Origin of the sequence: Pyrinomonas methylaliphatogenes (assembly GCF_000820845.2) — a bacterium.
GTDB classification, from domain to species: domain Bacteria; phylum Acidobacteriota; class Blastocatellia; order Pyrinomonadales; family Pyrinomonadaceae; genus Pyrinomonas; species Pyrinomonas methylaliphatogenes.
Genome location: NZ_CBXV010000008.1, coordinates 615,965 through 633,218 on the forward strand (window position 1 = coordinate 615,965; position 17,254 = coordinate 633,218).

The 17,254-nt window shown below is 58.9% G+C and carries 12 protein-coding genes, 3 tRNA genes and 1 other RNA gene; 4 read left to right on the top strand and 12 right to left on the bottom strand.

Translation table 11 applies throughout. The features are described 5' to 3' along the window. Positions 1-14 precede the first annotated feature (14 nt). From PYK22_RS13905 to PYK22_RS13935, 6 genes are all read right to left on the bottom strand, one after another. The gene (locus PYK22_RS13905) at positions 15-1,301 is read right to left on the bottom strand and encodes an SRPBCC family protein (protein WP_041978212.1); all 1,287 of its coding nucleotides are present in this window, start codon (positions 1,299-1,301) and stop codon (positions 15-17) included. A gap of 465 nt (positions 1,302-1,766) precedes the next feature. Beyond that, a complete protein-coding gene (locus PYK22_RS13915) occupies positions 1,767-5,684 on the bottom strand; it encodes a TonB-dependent receptor (protein ID WP_041978215.1) in 3,918 nt (1,305 codons plus the stop codon). Between the two features lie 367 nt (positions 5,685-6,051). Continuing rightward, positions 6,052-6,480, bottom strand: coding sequence for a YybH family protein (locus tag PYK22_RS17800; RefSeq protein ID WP_162199860.1), 429 nt, complete (start codon positions 6,478-6,480; stop codon positions 6,052-6,054). 425 nt (positions 6,481-6,905) lie between these two features. Beyond that, positions 6,906-8,396 (bottom strand): glutamate--tRNA ligase, encoded by a 1,491-nt coding sequence (gltX, locus tag PYK22_RS13925; RefSeq protein ID WP_041978217.1) that lies wholly within the window; start codon positions 8,394-8,396, stop codon positions 6,906-6,908. A 139-nt stretch (positions 8,397-8,535) separates the two neighbouring features. Beyond that, positions 8,536-9,117 carry a DUF421 domain-containing protein gene (locus PYK22_RS13930; RefSeq protein ID WP_099606201.1) on the bottom strand — a complete coding sequence of 194 codons (582 nt, stop codon included), beginning with the start codon at positions 9,115-9,117 and terminating at the stop codon, positions 8,536-8,538. Between the two features lie 168 nt (positions 9,118-9,285). Beyond that, positions 9,286-9,376 (bottom strand) — tRNA-Ser (locus PYK22_RS13935). Positions 9,377-9,512: 136 nt separating this feature from the next. Here PYK22_RS13935 and PYK22_RS13940 point away from each other — a divergent pair. After that, positions 9,513-10,343 (top strand): metallophosphoesterase, encoded by an 831-nt coding sequence (locus tag PYK22_RS13940; RefSeq protein WP_157770897.1) that lies wholly within the window; start codon positions 9,513-9,515, stop codon positions 10,341-10,343. Here PYK22_RS13940 and PYK22_RS13945 read toward each other — a convergent pair. The 6 genes from PYK22_RS13945 to tadA form a co-directional block, all read right to left on the bottom strand. Next, entirely contained in the window at positions 10,340-10,546 is a 207-nt protein-coding gene (locus PYK22_RS13945) for a DUF5683 domain-containing protein (RefSeq protein WP_041978219.1), read from the bottom strand. The genes PYK22_RS13940 and PYK22_RS13945 overlap by 4 nt on opposite strands. A 171-nt stretch (positions 10,547-10,717) precedes the next feature. Continuing rightward, positions 10,718-12,532 (bottom strand): DNA polymerase III subunit gamma/tau, encoded by a 1,815-nt coding sequence (dnaX, locus tag PYK22_RS13950; protein ID WP_060635693.1) that lies wholly within the window; start codon positions 12,530-12,532, stop codon positions 10,718-10,720. Positions 12,533-12,582: 50 nt separating this feature from the next. Beyond that, positions 12,583-12,682, bottom strand: an RNA gene (gene ffs, locus PYK22_RS16955) — signal recognition particle sRNA small type. A gap of 141 nt (positions 12,683-12,823) precedes the next feature. Continuing rightward, positions 12,824-12,913: transfer RNA gene (locus PYK22_RS13955), tRNA-Ser, on the bottom strand. 96 nt (positions 12,914-13,009) lie between these two features. Continuing rightward, positions 13,010-13,099, bottom strand: a tRNA-Ser gene (locus tag PYK22_RS13960). 7 nt (positions 13,100-13,106) lie between these two features. Continuing rightward, positions 13,107-13,571, bottom strand: a complete 465-nt coding sequence (gene tadA / locus PYK22_RS13965; RefSeq protein WP_041978222.1) for a tRNA adenosine(34) deaminase TadA — start codon at positions 13,569-13,571, stop codon at positions 13,107-13,109. Between the two features lie 134 nt (positions 13,572-13,705). On the opposite strand from tadA, the gene PYK22_RS16960 reads away from it, so the two are divergent. The 3 genes from PYK22_RS16960 to hutH are packed head-to-tail and all read left to right on the top strand — an operon-like array spanning position 13,706 to position 17,234. Then, the gene (locus PYK22_RS16960) at positions 13,706-14,659 is read left to right on the top strand and encodes a DNA-3-methyladenine glycosylase 2 (protein WP_060635694.1); all 954 of its coding nucleotides are present in this window, start codon (positions 13,706-13,708) and stop codon (positions 14,657-14,659) included. Positions 14,660-14,717: 58 nt separating this feature from the next. Continuing rightward, the gene (locus PYK22_RS16965) at positions 14,718-15,701 is read left to right on the top strand and encodes a DUF2270 domain-containing protein (protein WP_235789169.1); all 984 of its coding nucleotides are present in this window, start codon (positions 14,718-14,720) and stop codon (positions 15,699-15,701) included. A gap of 30 nt (positions 15,702-15,731) precedes the next feature. After that, positions 15,732-17,234, top strand: coding sequence for a histidine ammonia-lyase (hutH, locus tag PYK22_RS13980; RefSeq protein ID WP_041978223.1), 1,503 nt, complete (start codon positions 15,732-15,734; stop codon positions 17,232-17,234). Positions 17,235-17,254: the final 20 nt, after the last annotated feature.

Consider the following 17,254-nt stretch of genomic DNA (forward strand, 5'->3'; position numbering starts at 1 on the left):
CTTTTGACTGGCCATCAGCGACGGATCGACAGATCGCGCTCGCTAACGATCTGCCAATCATCGCCGCGTTCCCAGATCAACTGCTGTAGGGTCACGCCGCGCTGCCGCTCGAGATCAGCCCCCTTGCGAAAGGTCACGGTGGCCCGCAATCCATCGGGCGAAAGATCTATTTTCGGATCGGAGATTTGTAAACGAACTCTGCCTTCGCCGATCCCATAGCGCGCTTTATCGGCAAGCACACCCGCACGCGGGAAGTTCTTCTGCAGATAGTAACGCTCGAGCACCGGAGCATAGAATCTCATCAATCCCTTCAAATCACCCTCGTTAATCGCCTCAGCCCACTCCGATAATCTCTTTTTCAATTCGCCGATCGAATCGGCTGCAGCTCCGGGGCCCGCTTGCATCGTCCGTTCGACCGCGGTCGGCTGTTCCGCGCTCGCTTTAGATTCGGCGCGCTTCTGTGCGCCGCGCGTCAACTCGCTCTGTTTCATCGACCAAACGAAGACGCCTGAACTAAAGGCGATCGAAACGAAGATGAACAGATATCCCCAGCTGAACCTCCCGGCGCGCCCATGGCCCCTTCGAACGGCGAGTTGCGTTTCGCGCAAAGCTCGCCCGCTCGAACTATCTGAAACCTCGTCGAAGACGATCTGCGCCTCGGCGGACGACAGTTCCGAGGGTCCGCCGAAATCCAATAGCCGATCAGCAACACGACGCTCGAAAGGGGTGAGATCGCTCAAATCCGGTCCATCATTTACTTTGAGAGGATGCGATGTAGTTTGCGTTGAGGATGAGAGATCGCTCAAATTCAGTTCATCACTTACCTCACCTTCGCCCGCCGCAACGCGCGAATCCAGCTTTGAACCCTCGCCCGCCCGTTCGATCAAGTCCTTGAGAAGGCCGAGGCTTTTCGCCAAACCGGAGGCAGGATCTTCGCCAAAGATGATGACGGGACATGGCGCCCCTTGCCACGTGACGGGAGATCGATCGCTTATCGAGAACCACAACTTGCATCCGCCGTCAACATCCTCTTCGATCGTCGTTTCGACGAGCCCTCTCACTCTTCCTTCATTCAAAAGATACTTGAAACATCGAGGAGGGGTGCATTCGAGCACTTCTGCGACCCAACGCCCGCTCGTCTCTTCCGCAGCCTCGGTCAGCCAGAAGCAGTGGCGTTCATCCATGGGCAGCACGTTGATGACGAACGCCATCCACTGCGGCACGAGCGTGAAATCGCTAAGCCGCGCGAATACTTGTTCCGGCGTAGCGTCGATCTTTATATGTCGCTCGTACTTTTCCATTTCAGCAGAGGTCTAACCTCAAGAACCATTCTTCTGACGCCGATCACAACTCACAATCCATGATGAAACCAAACTTGAAGATCAGAAGGGGGCGCCGAGAAGCTCGACGACCGCTCTATTTTACAGCAGGAACGGCTGAGACGCGCCCCCATTTTGAAATGGGGAGGAACGGCCTAAGTTGCGCTATAACTGTCGATGATTAGACGCGCTAGCGGACCGGTCCGAACCGCGAGCTTCTGGAGAATGAAAACGCCGCGAGCGCTTGCTTGAGCGCGCTTGGGCATCCCGCCTGAACCACAAACTTCTGGAGAATGAAAACGCCGTTGGATATCAGGAAACGGCCCTCATGTTCGAATAGGCGTTGAGGAAGCCCCTCTCTGTTACTAACGATCGATTCGAAACGAAAAATTAGGGGCAAGAGGGACGCTGTTGCCTCTTGCCCCAATAGATCCCTATCGAGATCGTCTAGAAGTTTAGGCGTAAGACGATCTGGACCAATCGACCACCGGGATCATTAGTGGTCGAAAGATCCTGGTAGGCCGTGCCTCCGCCGAGTTGACCGAAAGTCGCGCCTCCCAGTCCGGTCACGGTCACCGAATCAGCCGTCCAGCCGCCGATGCGGAAGTTGACATTATTGATCGCATTCAGGAACTCACCGCGCAGCTCGAAGTTCGCCGTCTCCGTGAGCTTGATCCGCTTGACGACACTCATATCAAGACGGACAAATCTCGGCCCATGGAGCACTAGATTGGCGAACCCGCACTGTCCCGCATATGCCGGGATGCAGTCTGGACCACCGGCAGGAGCTATATATTTGCCCGTCGGCGCTCCCAGAGCTGAATATCCCGTCGGTGTGACGTTAAAAGCGCGGCGGGTATTCAAAATCACGTCTGGATCAAGATAGTAAACGATCTTGTTCGGATCTTTGCGCACTTCGACGAACTTCTGTAGCTCATCGACCGTCATGTTGACGAGCCTGACGTTCTGGAATCGGAACGGCGTACCGCTTTGCACACGCGCCGTACCATGGACGGACCATCCACCGATTAAACTATCGAGGAAACTGCCAGCATCGCCGAAGAACGCCCTTCCGCGTCCGAACGGAAGTTCATAGATCCAGTTGGCTTTGAAAGCATGACGGACATCGAAAGGCGAAAGGGACTTCGCCAGATTGGTCTGACGTAAGGTTGGATACTGGCTGAAGACGACCGAGCTTACATCGTACATGTCGGTTAACGCCTTCGACCACGTGTAGCTGGCTTGCAGAAGCAGCCCTTGTGACAGTCGCCGCCGCAATTCGATCGTCAACCCGTCGTACCACGAATGGCCTCCATTATCGACAAGGAACGCCCCGCCGAGCTTGTCTGGATTGACGACGAAGAAGTTGGCCGGAAGACCTGCGTTGATCCCATTAGCTCGCAAGCTTGCCGTGCTGAGGATCGTGTTGGCAAACCCTTGAGGGCTCGGGTTGTTGATGGCGAGCAGGTTAAGGAAAGTTGAGTTGGAGAAGAGCGCCGAGGTGTAGCGGCTCGGATCGTTAGCTTGCGCCGCAGGGATGCCGCTGAAGTAAGCGAGCATGATCGGCAGCGGCGATGTTCCCGGAACGCCCGTATAAGCGAAGGTGTTGCCGCGTCCGGCGGCGATGTTCGCTTGCAGGTTAGCTTGCGCGCGACGGAACTCGTTCAGAAAACCGTTCTCCACGACGTTTATCTCGTTGAGATTGTACTGCCGCCACAGCTTCACGCCGCGCGTGCCAACATAGCGCGCCTCAATCACCATATCCTTGGTGATTTCGCGCTGGATGCCAAAGGTCCAGGATTGCACGTAACCGAGCTTCAAATTCGGATCGAAAGCGTTGACCGAATCCGACACCGTACCGGTGATCGGATAGCTCGGCGCGCTCGGGAACGAAGGTGGCGCGATGCTCGCTCGATCCCGCAGCAATGTTCCAGGCGTGAGATTGCCGAGCGTCAAACTTCGCGCAGCGTTAACCGTGCCGCCCGGATTCGCCCCTAGAATGCTGGCAACAACGTTCATCCCCTCACGCACGGTAGCGATCGAGTAACCGGCGCGAATCACGCTCTGCCCTTCCGATCCAAAGAGCCGGTGTAACCAACCGCTCTTCCAGTCCGGACTCCATGCAAATCCGACGCTCGGCGCGAAGTTGTTGTAGTCGGTGGCGAAAGGCTTATCGCCGGGTTTGAATTGGACGAACTGCGTCGGGCGCCCTTGCAAAACTCCGGGTCGAAACAGATTGCCGCGCCCGGAGATGCCGAACAGATCGTCATAGGTCGCGAACGAGTAGTTATTGTTCAGCGCCGTGAAGGGGAACTGAACTTCCCAGCGCAGGCCCAGGTTCAGCGTCAGATTCGATCTATAACGCCAAGCGTCCTGCAAGTAAAGGCCAAGCTCGCGCTGCCGCGCACGCTGGATGTAATCGCCAAGATAACGATACTGCCCGCTCTTCTCATCGAGCGCCGCGACGCCGCTAACGCCAGTGACGCGACCAACGAGCACGGCGTAGATGCCGCGCGCGCGCGTTAAATCATCAGCCGATGCTCCGGGGAAGTTAGCTGACGTGAAGATGCGCGAGGCAGGATCGCTGCTGTCAACCCCAAAGCTGATCGCCGGCACGACGCCGCCCGGAAAGCTTTGCCCCCAGAAGTTGACCTGCGTGAAGCTTCCCCCGATGTTGAAGGTGTGGTTGCCGTGAATGTAGGTGAGATTGTCCGTAAACTGCCAGATCGGCGTGTTGCGCCGACTCGGACTATTGGTTACAGTCGGATTGCTTATGCCCGCAGCTGCCGCGAAACCGCCGGTGCCGACTGCGGTACCAAAACTTAATCCACCTTGATTTTGAAACTGACCTGAATTGACCTCCGGGAAGAAAAGCGTGGTCCCGCCGGTGAAACCGAACCGAGCTTCATTGACAAGGCGCGGCGAGAAGGTCGCGCGCCACGCCGTGACGTTGGAGAAGCGGTTCGACTTCTGACTGCCGAAGTTCGGGAAGCCCGGGAAAGCCGGATCCACATTGTTGAGGAAATCAACCGTCGAATCGAACTTCTGGTAGTTGTAGATGTTCTCCAGATGATGCTTCTCCGTTAAATTTAAGTCGAAACGCACCGTCGGGAAGCGGCGCTTCTGTAGCCCGGAGTTGATGAAGCTGAAGGCTTGGAAGTTCGGGTCCGTTAGCGGGCGAACGCCGCCAGCGCTGGTTGAACTGCGGATGGCCGCAAGCAACGGCCCTATCGTCGGATCGATGGTCGAAGTGCAGGGGGTGAAAGGAGTGGCATTTGCGCCCGCAGGGTTGCAGTTCGTTGCGGCAGCAACGGCAAGCAGATTAACTGAACGTACCCCGCCAGAGGTGATGTATTGAAAGATGCCTTGCTCAGCCTGTGGGCTGAGGATGGTGCGTTCGCGCAGGTTCCTCTCCGGCAAACGGAACTCTTCGTAGTTGACGAAAAAGAACGCGCGATTGTGGATTATCGGACCACCCAAACGCCCGCCGAACTGATTGAGCAATACGCGATTGCGAGGCGCCTTGCCATCCACCGGATCGGGCGGCAAATCGCGGTTATTGAACCAGTAGTTAGCATTGAGCGCTGGATTGCGGTGATACCAGTAAAGGCTCCCGCGAAAATCATTCGTCCCAGCGCGTGTCACGAACTTGATCTGCACCGCCCCCTCTCCGGCACTCTCCGCCCCCGGCGTGGCCGTCGAGAGGGTGACCTCTTCAATGGCGTCAATGCGCGGACGAATGTAGGTGAAGAAACCGTCGCTCGATTTCAAATAGTTGTCCTGAACATTGATGCCGTCAATCGTGATGTTGAGCGTCCCCTTAGGCAAACCATTTACCGATGAGGCGCGCGGACGCCCGACCTGTACTGTCCCGGGAAGCAATAACACTAGATCAAGCGAATCGCGCGAAGTGAACGGCAGTTCCGTGATCTGCCGCCCGGTGATCGTTGTGGCGATGTTCGTCGATTGCGTCTGTAGTAGCTCGCCACCCGCCCCTGTGATCGTCACCGATTCGTTAATCTGACCAGGTTCGAGCGAGACATTAACGCTCGAAACTTTGCCAACGTCAATCTTCACATCCTGCAAGATCGCCTGCTTGAAACCCTGCATCGTAACCGTAACGGTGTACGTACCGACAGGCAAGGAAGGGACGATGAAGGTGCCATTATCGGCAGTCTGCGCTGTGTACTCAGCGCCGGTCTCGTTGTTTCTGACGGTTACCGTCGCGCCAGCAACCACAGCGCCAGCTTGATCCACAACCGCCCCTGAAAGAGAACCGGTCGAGATGACTTGACCGCTGACCAACGCGCTGCAAGTCAGCGAGTAAAAGACCAGCAACGCGAGCTTGCATGCAAGGTGTCTCATTGTTGGGCTCCCTCCAGTCTGTTTTTGGCAAAACTTTAAGAACGATGAGAACAAACCGCTTGATGAAGCCTTGCAAAGCCCGCTGTTTCTACTGCATCGAGATGATATTCAATGAAATTTTCACGCAACCCTCATGCCAATAGCCAGATTTTCGGCTAAGTAGTCATACTTATTGAGTTTATCAAAGACGGCTCGATGAGCCTGTGGGCCTCTTTCTCCAAATTTTTGAACCACTTTCCAAATTTTCGGAGAAACGGAAGGCGCCTGGAGCCAGGGCGTCACCCCTACGCTCCAGGGCCAGACGAATTGCGACCATTTGCTATCGAGCGCCGAACCGCGTCACCCCTACGCTCCAGGGCCAGACAGTTTAGCTCTTCGCCTTCGGCGTCGCGCTTGGGCGTTCCGAAGGCATCAGGCGCGATGGATCTGGCGCCTCAGGCGAGGTGTGTGCGTGGACCGCCTTCCACTCGCCGCCGATGCGCTGAAAGACGAGTGTCAAGCGGCCTGAAGAGCTTTCCGGCGTGCCACGAAAGGTTTGCGATTGCGTCCACAGGCAGGTGACGAGCGCCGCATTGGGCCCAAGCATCCGTAGGCGCACATCGCGCACCTCGAGTTTGACATCCTTCACTTCGGCATAGAGGCTGACGCGATTGGCGCGCACCTGCTCCCAACCTTTGGTCACCGTGCCGTTGTTGTTGAAGATGATGAGCTGAGGAGAGTTCCAATAAACGCTCATCACCTCGTCAACGTTCGCATGGCGAATGCCATCGAGCAGTTTTTCAAAGGCCGCTCGCACAGCTTGTTCTCCTGGACCGGAGATGCCCGCGCCTGTCTGCCTGCCTCGCGCTCGAGATCCTCCTCGTTGAGCGGGGCCAGTTTGCGCATCGCGCCTCGGAGAATCCATCTGCGCCTTCGAAACGCTCGTTTGCTGCCCGCGGATCGCCGCGGCGAAGAAGAGAATGATGAGAACGAGACCTATATTCAATGTGCGCCCGAATTTCGAATTCATCATGCGATGTGGGCTTTCGGCGAAAGATCGCATCATGATCAGCATTCACCTCCCTCCATCGAAGAATTTGCAATAATTCGCCCGCCGACATGAAAGCGCGCAGCGAGATTCCGCCGCGCGTTTTCGTCGAGCGAGCTGCGTGCTGCATTTAAATTCACGACATCCTTTGAATCAAAGCCATCGCAGCCATCTCATGCGGCGGCACCCTCGGCTCAGATCAGATCAACTGCGGCGCGCAAGCGCTGGATGGAGCGCTCGCGCCCCAGCGTTTCGAAGATCTCGAACATCGAAGGACCGACCGCTTGTCCGGTAAGCGCCGTGCGCGCGGCGTTGATCAACAGACCCGCTTTGACGCCCGCTTCCTCGGCGAAGGCGCGCAACGCCCGTTCGACAGTCTCTGCCGTGAACGGTTCGACCGTTTCGAGTCGGCGCGCCAGTTCCGGCAGCAGCTCTTTCAAGCGCGGTTCGCGCCGCAGGTTCTTCTCCACCGCCGCTTCGTCGAAAGCGAACTCGTCGCTGAAATAGGCGCGCCCTTGGCCGGAGAAATCCTTGAGCGTGTGGAAGCGTTGACGGATCAGATCGACGGTTCGTTCGAACCACGCGCGCCGTTCGCCCTCGTATTCGGCGCGCCACAATCCCGCCTCTTCGAGTTCAGCGCGCACGAGCGGCAGCAGTTCGGCAAGCGGCATGTGGTGGATGTATTCGGCGTTCATCCAAAGGGCTTTCGGATCGGTCCACTGACGCGGATCATGCTCGTTGAAGTTGAAGATCGCGTTCGAGCGATGAATGCCCTCGAGCGAGAAGCGCTCGATCATCTCTTCGAGCGTCATGATCTCCTTGCCATCAGCGGGCGACCACCCGAGCAGCGCGAGAAAATTGCGAAACGCCGCCGGCACGAAACCGCGATCGCGATAGGTCGTCAACGAGACGACTTCGCCATGCTTGCGTTTTGACAGCTTCGCTTTATTCGGCGCAAGGATCAGCGGCAAATGGGCGAATTGCGGCACGGGCGCGCCGAGCGCGCGATAGATCAGGATCTGCTTGTGCGTGTTCGTCAAATGGTCCTGTCCGCGAATGACGTGCGTGATGCCCATCTCGATGTCGTCGCACACGACCGACAGGTTGTAGAGCGGATGGCCATCCGAACGGACGAGCACGAGATCCTCGATCTCGGCGTACTCGCGCTCCTGTTTGCCGTAGACGATGTCGTAGAATTCCGAACGCCCTTCGCGCGGCACTTTCAAACGGATGGCGAAAGGCTCCCCGGCGGCAGCGCGACGATCCGACTCTTCGCGCGGAAGATCGCGGTAAGGGTTGATCTTGGATTCAGCTCCGGCTGCCGCGCGACGGGCGCGTTCGGCGATCTCCTGTTTGATGTTCGCATCCGATCGCTCTTCGCGCGGCGTAAAATCTCTGTAAGCTTTGCCCTCTTCGAGCAGACGGCGCGCGGCGGCGCGGTGCTTTTCGGCGTTCGCGGATTGGAAGACCACCTCTTCATCATAATCGAGACCGAGCCACGCGAGACCTTCGAAGATCGAGCGAGTCGATTCTTCGGTGGAACGCTGCAGGTCCGTATCCTCGATGCGCAGCAAGAATTTCCCGCCATGCTTGCGCGCAAAGAGCCAGTTGTAAAGCGCCGTGCGCGCCGCGCCGATGTGCAGATATCCGGTCGGAGAAGGCGCGAAACGTACTCTCACGTTCATCCCAGCATCTACCTTCCATTTTAAACTTCCGAATCTCCGATTCTAACTGGAGCATGCGACCGAACGGAAGCCATCGCTCCGGCGACGGGATCCCTTCTGACCGACCAACATGCGAACCGGAGAGGACATGTGGTTCAGATCATCCCTCGCAGCTTCGGCCCAATCTCCGTTCCAAATCATCGAGTTTGCGCTCCAACCGATCGAAGCGTTCGAGCAGTTCCGCATGCTGCCTTTCGACGAGGCGCGGCTGCTTCCCTTGAATGAAGAAGGTGCCTCCCGGCTCGAGCACGCAACGTTCGATCTCGTCGAGGCTGGCGAACCCCTGTCGGTGCGCGACAGCCAGCAACTCCGATTCGGTCATCAATTCCTTGGCTAACCCCTCGGGAACCAAGCGACCGTTTTCGATCAGCACGGTCGGCTCGCCCTCGAGCAATTGGTCCAGCCGACGATGCTTGAAGACTAACCGCACGACCAAGTAGTTGATCCCGAGAAGCGAGAAAGCGCCGATGATGCCGCCCGTCACGGAATTATCATCGCCGATGATGGCGTTTTGCACCGTGTTCGAGAGCGAGAGCAGAACGACGAGATCGAACGGGTTGAGTTGCGCCAGTTCGCGTTTGCCGAAGATGCGCAAGAAGATGACGAGGAAAAGATAGACGATCGCGGGGCGCAAGATCTTCTCTGCGATCGGCAGCGAGAGATGGAACATATCGCGCCAGATCGCTCCATCCCATAAAGATAAGGCGAAGCTCATTTGCGACCCGCTCAATCTATCGACCCACGAGACCGAGGAGATCGAATCGCTCAAGATGCGGCCCACGTCAGCGCGAAAATAAAATCAGGTTACCCGAACCACTGGTTCAAGTAACCCGTTGGCGCTGAAAATTTCTGGCGGAGATGGCAGGATTCGAACCTGCGAGGGGCTTTTGACCCCTAACGGTTTAGCAAACCGCCGCCTTAAGCCACTCGGCCACATCTCCGCACCCTTTATCCGGGGCGAAGTGATATTGTAGTTTGCCACACCATTTTGTCAAGCAAGGTTTCGGCTCCTGAAAAGCGCGCTAGATGCATCGCCCGACGCAGTGCTAAGATCTCATGACGATGACCTTCGATCGGATGAGACGCCGGATCTTGAAGGGATTGGCCGCCTCGGGCTTGGCGGGCATCGCGGCCTCTTCGGGTTACGCGCGTTTCATCGAACCATTCAACTACGAGATCACCTACACGGAGATCCCGATCCGCGATCTTCCGACCGAGTTCGACGGATTTCGCCTCGTCCAGATCACCGATCTACATCACAGTCGCATCGTCCCACGCGAAGAGATCGCGCGCGTCATCGATCTTGTGCGAGGTTTGGACGGCGAGATGATCGTGCTGACGGGCGATTTTACGACCGCGCGGCGCCGCTATATCGAACCGTGTGCGGAACTGCTGAGCGCGCTCTCTGCGCCCGAAGGCGTCTGGGCCGTCCTCGGCAATCACGACCACTACACCGATCCAGAACTGACCGCGCGCGCGCTCGCCCGCGCGAAGATCAACGTCCTCAATAACGCCAACACTCTGATCCGGCGCAAAACGGCGACGTTACAGCTTATCGGCATCGACGATTGGTCATGGGGGGCGACCGATTGGGCGCGGGCTTTCAAAGGGATCGATCGCAGGCGACCCTCGATCCTACTCTCTCATCAACCGCGCGTCTTCGACATGGAGGAGACACAAGGCGTCTCTCTGATCTTGAGCGGACACACACATGGCGGCCAAGTGAGCCTTCCGCTCATCGGCGCGCCGGCGCGCTTCGCCAAAGAGTTTCGCTATATCGCTGGGCTTTACGAACGCCATGGGACGAGGATGTATGTCTCGCGCGGCACGGGCATGGTTGGGATCCCCGTGCGTATCGGCGCCCGCCCGGAGATCAGCGTCATCAGCTTGCGCCGCAGCACGGTTTAACGTACCGGATGCTCCTTGGCATATTTGTACGCCGTGTATGCCGAGATGATGTGGCAAATCCATCCGAGCGTACCACCGGTCCCGATCCAAAACCCCGGCGTGAAGATCAACCAAAGGATGCCAGCCAAAATTCGCCCGTTGTAGAGCTGGCCGAGACCGGGGATGAGAAAACTGAGGATACCCGCCAACGCTGGATCGCGCATTCGTCTCACCTCCTAAACCTCAAATACGCTGAAGTCCAACGGCGGGTTCAATGGAAAAGTCGAACGTAAAGGATTCAACGCTAGCCACACCCCCATATCGCCGCCGAGTTTGCGATTGATGTCGTGAAAAGTCGAAACGTAAGGCGATTCGACGCTAGCCACAGATCGGCCTCACTCTCGATCCTCATCGATCGGGCGAACGTCGATCACCTCGCCGCGAACCTTGCGCAGGACATGCTGTACGTTCGGATGGTTCTCGGCCCACTCGCGAAGGCGTTTGGCTTCCATCTCCTTTTCGTCTTCCGCCGAATCTCTATGCGTATCCCGAATCAAGATGCGCAGACCGAGTTCGCGCCCCGTCAACTCGCTGCATATGCTGCGCAGCAGCCGGGCGATCTCTTGTTTGACCAAATTGTCCCGCAGGTGCTTCTTCTCAGGCGCGAATTCGATGCAGAGATCATCACCTTCAATAGCGACGCGATGCGCATTTTCGAGGGCGACGGAGACAAGCGGACGATTGCGCGCTTCGAGTTCGGCTTTCAACCGCTGCACGAGGGATTCAGGGGCGATACTCGGCGCTTCTTGCGCCGTGCGCTCATCATCCACCCTTTGCTGAACCGCATCCCTGTCTGCAACTTTACCGTTGCCACCAGCGAGCGGCTCATCATCCACCTTTCGCTGAACCGCGTCGTTGGCGACAAGTCGCAGCGCTGGGATCTTCGCGCCACCTTCAGCGTCACCCGCAGACGATCGCGAATCTCCCTTCGCCTGAGAGGGCTCTTTCGGCGCTGAACCCGAAGCGGGATGCCCCGCACGTAAAGCCTCTTCTAGCTTCCGAAGCCGCTCGATCGCTTCATCTAGCGATCGGATCCGCCCGATCTCGACGAGCTTGAGCAAACCCACTTCCAGCTGGTAGCGCGGCTGCGCGCTCTCGCGTAAGAGCCTCTCCGTCTCCGTCAAACTGTGGAAGAAGCGGATGAGATCCTCTTCGGAGAAGAGGGCGGCTTGCGCTTCAAGTTCATGCCGGTCCTCGGAGAGCCTGTCGATGATCTCCGCATCCTTTCCCGCAATGCGCACGACGAGCAGATCGCGCAAATGGGCTAACAGGTCGCGGCAAAAAGCGCGCAGATCGTATCCCCGCGTGGCTATCTCATCCACGACGCCGAGGAGTTCGGCGCGCCTCCCTTGGGCGATGGCGCGCATAGTGCGCGCCAGCAACTCGCTTCCGGCGATCCCAAGCGCAAGGTGGACGATCTCCGGCGTCAAAGGCCCTTCCGATTGGTAGCTGAGGACCTGATCGAAGGCCGATTGCGCATCGCGCATCGAACCTTGCCCGACACGCGCGATCTCAACGAGCGCTTGTTCGGTGATGGCGACCCCTTCGCTCTCGGCGATGAAGCGCAATCGCTCGACGATCTTCGCCGTCGCGATCGTGCGAAAGGTGAACTCCTGACAACGGGACAGGATCGTTAGCGGGACCTTGTGTTTTTCGGTCGTCGCCATGATGAAGACGACGCGCGGCGGCGGCTCCTCCAAAGTTTTCAAGAGCGCATTGAAGGCCGCACCCGATAACATGTGAACTTCGTCGATGATGAAGACCTTGTAACGATCGCGCGCCGGACGAACCGCTACCGTGTTGATGATCGCCTCGCGAACGTTATCCACCCCCGTGTTGGAGGCAGCATCGATCTCAAGCACATCGATCGAGCGCCCTTCCGCGATCTCACGACAGGAGGCACAAGCCGCATCATCCGTCGTTCTACATGGCGTCTGGACGGGACGATCGCTGCGATGGCAGTTGAGCGCCTTGGCGAAGATTCGCGCTGTCGTCGTTTTGCCTGTGCCGCGCGGTCCAGCGAAGAGATAAGCGTGATGTATGCGGTCATAGGCGATCGCGTTAGCCAGCGTGCGCGTGATCGCCTCTTGCCCTGTGACCTCCTCGAAGGTCTGCGGGCGCCACTTCCGAGCGATGACCTGATACGCCATAAAAGGCAGGAAGTCGCAAAAGCGTAGGTTGCGAAACTTTAGTTCTGGACAGGCCCCGGACCGACCCGCAACACACGCGGCGCGCGGCTACCGTTGCTCCGTTCCCGGCCTGGCGGGGTTCACCGACGCCACGTTGTGCGGAGCCCGGGGCCTGATAAAACGACGATCGCTCACAGAGCTAGTGCAATTGTCCGGCACACAGCCCACTTTGTCAAACTGAGGCCCAAAACGGGAAACGCGGCGCAAGAGGATTGAACGAGAAGATCGCCGAGAGTCTGCCCACAGAAGACATGGCGGAGAGGGTGGGATTCGAACCCACGGTACGGTTCCCCGTACACAGCATTTCCAGTGCTGCCAGTTAAACCACTCCTGCACCTCTCCGCATGAATGATCTTCCCAACTGAAAGATCAGGATTCTTGCCACCCGCGACAGGCCTTGGGTTGAGAGCGCCCGCCCGCCAGTTCTTCAGAATTTAATGGCGGAGAGGGTGGGATTCGAACCCACGGCGGCCTTACGACCGCTCCGGTTTTCGAGACCGGTGCACTAAGCCACTATGCGACCTCTCCGCTAAAACTATCTCCTCTGCCGAAAGAAGTCCTGCATCAGCGCGCGACACTCCTCTTCGAGCACGCCCGCGCGCCACTCTATCCGGTGGTTCAAAGAGCCGCTGTCGCAGATGCGGAAGACCGACTCGACCGCGCCAGCACGTTCATCATGCGCGCCGAAGACCAAACGCTTGATGCGAGCCTGAATGAGCGCGCCCGCACACATCGCGCACGGCTCTATGGTCGAATAAACGGTCGCGCCCGTCAACCGATAGTTGCCCACTCGACGCGCCGCTTCGCGCAGGGCGACGATTTCAGCATGCGCCGTCGGATCGCAATCCGCCCGCGTGCGGTTGCCCGCAAGAGCCAACAGATTCCCATCCTCACCGACGATGCAGGCGCCAACGGGCACTTCTCCAAGCTCTGCCGCCGCACGCGCAGCGCCGAGCGCCTCGCGCATCCAGCAGAGATCGTCCTCTTCTTTCAAACACATGCCCTGAGCCGAAATTTAGATGATAGGCAGCGCTCAATTCGGTGTCAAGAAGCCTCTTCGCGGAAGCAGCGCGCGCTGGATTTGGCCAGCCCCGCTTTTGACGACCGAGCCGATTTTTTGCCACACTTCGCGTCATGCGACGAATCGAGCTCCCCGTGCGCTCTCCCTTCGATTTCGAGGCGACGGTGCGACTGTTAGAATTCCCTGTAAGCGGCGCGATTGAAACCTACACGCGGATCATCGATCTCGCGGGATCGCCTCATCTGCTCGAGTTCCAGAGCGCAGGCGGTCGCGCCCGACCGCGGCTCAAAATCGGACTCGAACCGGTCGGTAAAGAGGGTGCTGAAAGAAGAGATCCGTTCGCCGCGGCTGAACGGATCACGCATCACGTCTTCAGCCTTGATCACGATGTGCGCTCTTTTCAGCGACAGATCGCGAACGATCCGTTGCTGCGCGCCCTCGAAAAAGCCCATCGCGGATTGAGGATCGCACGCTGGCCCACCCTTTTCGAAGCGTTGACGACTTCCATCCTCTCGCAACAGATCTCCACCAAGGTCGCCATGGTTTTAAAAAGAAGGCTCATCGAGCGCTTCGGGAGGCGCTTTCATCTGCGCGGGCGCGAATACGTCGCTTTCCCGCAGCCTTCGACCATCGCTCGGGCGTCCCCCGAAGCTTTGCGCGCCTTGGGGATCGCCAGAACCAAAGCGCTCAGCATCATCGAAACGGCGCGCGCCATCGAATCCGGGCAACTCGATGCCGACGAACTTTCGCGCCGAGATAACGCCGCAATCATCGCACGCTTGACGGAACTGCCCGGCATCGGCAGGTGGACCGCAGATTGGGCGCTCATCCTCTATTTCGGACGCACGAACGTCTATCCGGCAGGCGATCTTGTCTTACGCGCGCTGGTGGAGAACTACTACAACGATGGCACGCGCCTTGCCGAAAGAGATGTCCGCGCAAAGGCCGAAAGGCTATGGGGCGAATGGGCATCGTATGCCGCCATCTATCTGATCGCCGGTCTTCGTTCGGGGAGCATAAGCGCTAACGCCCCAAACCGTGTTATCATCGAGCGCGATGGGCGGTGAAAGACCCGCTTCATCAATTGCGACCTCGCCGCCTCGAGACCGCGAGAAGGTGAAGACGATGAGCAACGATACGGGGCGCAGCAATCCGAATCCAAAGATCAGGATGGCAGCGCCGCCCGTTGGGCGACGTGAGATCGCGCTGTCGGCGGAGAGCTCCCCTTCCGCCGAGAAGGGCGCTCATGATGCCGCTCGATTCAAGCTCTCTCCGGCAGAGTTCAACACCGCCATAGTCCATTTCTATCGCGGCGAAATACAGCGCGCGAACACTTGGCGCAACCGCCTCGACACGACGACCAACTGGGCCGTGTTGACGACCGGCGCGACGCTTTCGTTCGCCTTCAGCGCGCCATCTAATCCGCACTTCGTCATCATCATCAACACGCTGCTCGTCGCCTTCTTCCTCTTCATGGAAGCGCGCCGCTATCGCTACTACGAGATCTGGTCGAGCCGGCTGAGGATGATCGAGACAGGCTATTTTGCTCGCATCCTTTCGCCCGACGGGCTGGGCGAAGATTCGAAATGGATGGAGGCGTTGGCCAGCGAATTGCAAACCCCACATTTTACGATCAGCGAATGGGAGGCGTTGGGCCGACGCCTACGAAGAAATTACATGTGGCTCTTCCTGCTGCTTGCGGCGAGTTGGAATTTGAAGGTTTATCTTCACCCACGCCCGGCGAGCGATTTCGCGGAGTTCATCGCTCGCGCGACGATCGGTTTGATCCCCGGCAAGATCGTCTTTTTGATCGGCATCATCTTCAACGTCGGGCTCGTCATCTTCGCGCTCGCCACCGTTCGCTTGCGCGAAGCGCGCGGCGAAGTCTTGCCGGAGCATGAGTTCTCCTTCGAACCGCTCCGCCGCGTCACCGACTGGACGCGCGCCCGCGCCGCTCATCACCGAGCCACGCTGCGCCGCGCCAAGCGCGCACGCGCGCGCGTTCGCACGACGACGGGCGAATGGAAGAGACCATCGGGCGAACGATCCGCCGATCCCGAGACCGGCGACTGGTCCATCGCGCGCGAAGAGGAGACGGTTTCGCGATAAAGCTGTTCGCACCGCCCGAGTTGAGCGATCATGGTGATCGAACTCGATGGACAGAAGCTGACCCTCGAAGAGATCGCGCGCGTCGCGCGCGGCGAAGATCAGGCGCGCCTTGCGGAGACCGCGCGCGCGCGCATGCAGGCTTCACGGCAAACGATCGAGAGGATCATCTCCGAAAACAGAACCGTCTACGGCGTCAACACGGGATTTGGGAAACTCTCCGACGTGCGCATCTCGGCCAAAGACGCGCGCGCGTTGCAGATCAACCTCATCCGCAGCCACGCCTGCGGTCTCGGCCCGCTCCTTTCGGAAGAGGAGACGCGCGCCATCATGCTCCTTCGAGCCAACGTTCTGGCGCGCGGGTTGAGCGGCGTGCGCCCCGTCGTCGCCGAAACGCTGCTCGAAATGCTGGCGCGTGACCTTCTCCCATTGATCCCAGAACGAGGCTCCGTCGGCGCGAGCGGAGATCTCGCGCCGCTGGCCCACCTCGCCCTCTGCGCGATAGGCGAAGGCGAAGCCATGTTTCGCGGTCAACGGATGCCAAGCGCGGAAGCTTTCCGGCGCGCGGGCCTCGAACCCTTACGCCTGGAGGCGAAGGAGGGCTTGGCGCTGCTCAACGGCACGCAAGCCATGACGGCCGTCGGCGCGCTCGCCCTCCGCCGCGCCGAAAGACTAGCGCGCACCGCTGATGTCGCTGGCGCGATGACGCTCGAAGCGCTGCGCGGAACGCCGACCGCATTCGACGAGCGCATCGCCGCAGCGCGCCCTCATCGCGGACAGATCGCCGTCAGTCAACACCTGCTCGCGCTTCTAAGCGAAAGCGAAATACGCTTATCGCACCTCGAAAACGATCCGCGCACGCAGGATGCTTATAGCCTGCGCTGCATGCCGCAAGTGCACGGCGCCGTGCGCGACGCTTTACGCCATGCGCGCGATGTCGTCGAAATCGAAACCGGTAGCGCCGTCGATAATCCGCTCGTCTTCGCCGACACGGGAGAGGTGCTCTCCGGAGGAAATTTCCACGGCGCGCCGCTCGCGCTGGCCTTCGATTACGCCGCCATCGCTCTGACCCATCTGGCGGCGATGAGCGAGCGGCGCATCGAAAGACTGATCAACCCGGATCTGAATGAAGGGTTGCCGACCTTCCTTACGCCTCAAGCGGGGATCTCTTCCGGACTGATGATCGTGCAGATCACCGCCGTCGCGCTTTTGAACGAGATGAAAGTCCTGGCCCACCCAGCGAGCGCGGATAACCTTCCCACTTCAGCTAACAAGGAAGATCATGTCTCGATGGGAATGACGGCGGCGACAAAGCTGCGAAAGATCGTCGAATTAGCCGAGCAGATCATCGCCATTGAGCTATTGACCGCAGCGGAAGGGTTGGACTACCGCGCGCCGCTTCGCCCCGGCAAAGGGGTCGAGCGCGCCTTGGCTCGAGTTCGCCATCACGCCCCGCGTCTTACGGAAGATCGCCCGCTCTCGCAAGATGTCGAGCGGCTCGCCGCCGCTTTGCGCGCCGGCGAATTCGATCTCTAGCGAGCCGCAACGGTTCGATC

What these genes read in the sequence shown, in the direction of transcription:
- PYK22_RS13905 (WP_041978212.1), bottom strand. Translation starts at nt 1,301, where the DNA reads ATGGAAAAGTACGAGCGACATATAAAGATCGACGCTACGCCGGAACAA.
- PYK22_RS13915 (WP_041978215.1), bottom strand. Translation starts at nt 5,684, where the DNA reads ATGAGACACCTTGCATGCAAGCTCGCGTTGCTGGTCTTTTACTCGCTG.
- gltX (WP_041978217.1), bottom strand. Translation starts at nt 8,396, where the DNA reads ATGAACGTGAGAGTACGTTTCGCGCCTTCTCCGACCGGATATCTGCAC.
- PYK22_RS13940 (WP_157770897.1), top strand. Translation starts at nt 9,513, where the DNA reads ATGAGACGCCGGATCTTGAAGGGATTGGCCGCCTCGGGCTTGGCGGGC.
- PYK22_RS13945 (WP_041978219.1), bottom strand. Translation starts at nt 10,546, where the DNA reads ATGCGCGATCCAGCGTTGGCGGGTATCCTCAGTTTTCTCATCCCCGGT.
- dnaX (WP_060635693.1), bottom strand. Translation starts at nt 12,532, where the DNA reads ATGGCGTATCAGGTCATCGCTCGGAAGTGGCGCCCGCAGACCTTCGAG.
- tadA (WP_041978222.1), bottom strand. Translation starts at nt 13,571, where the DNA reads ATGTGTTTGAAAGAAGAGGACGATCTCTGCTGGATGCGCGAGGCGCTC.
- PYK22_RS16960 (WP_060635694.1), top strand. Translation starts at nt 13,706, where the DNA reads ATGCGACGAATCGAGCTCCCCGTGCGCTCTCCCTTCGATTTCGAGGCG.
- PYK22_RS16965 (WP_235789169.1), top strand. Translation starts at nt 14,718, where the DNA reads ATGAGCAACGATACGGGGCGCAGCAATCCGAATCCAAAGATCAGGATG.
- hutH (WP_041978223.1), top strand. Translation starts at nt 15,732, where the DNA reads ATGGTGATCGAACTCGATGGACAGAAGCTGACCCTCGAAGAGATCGCG.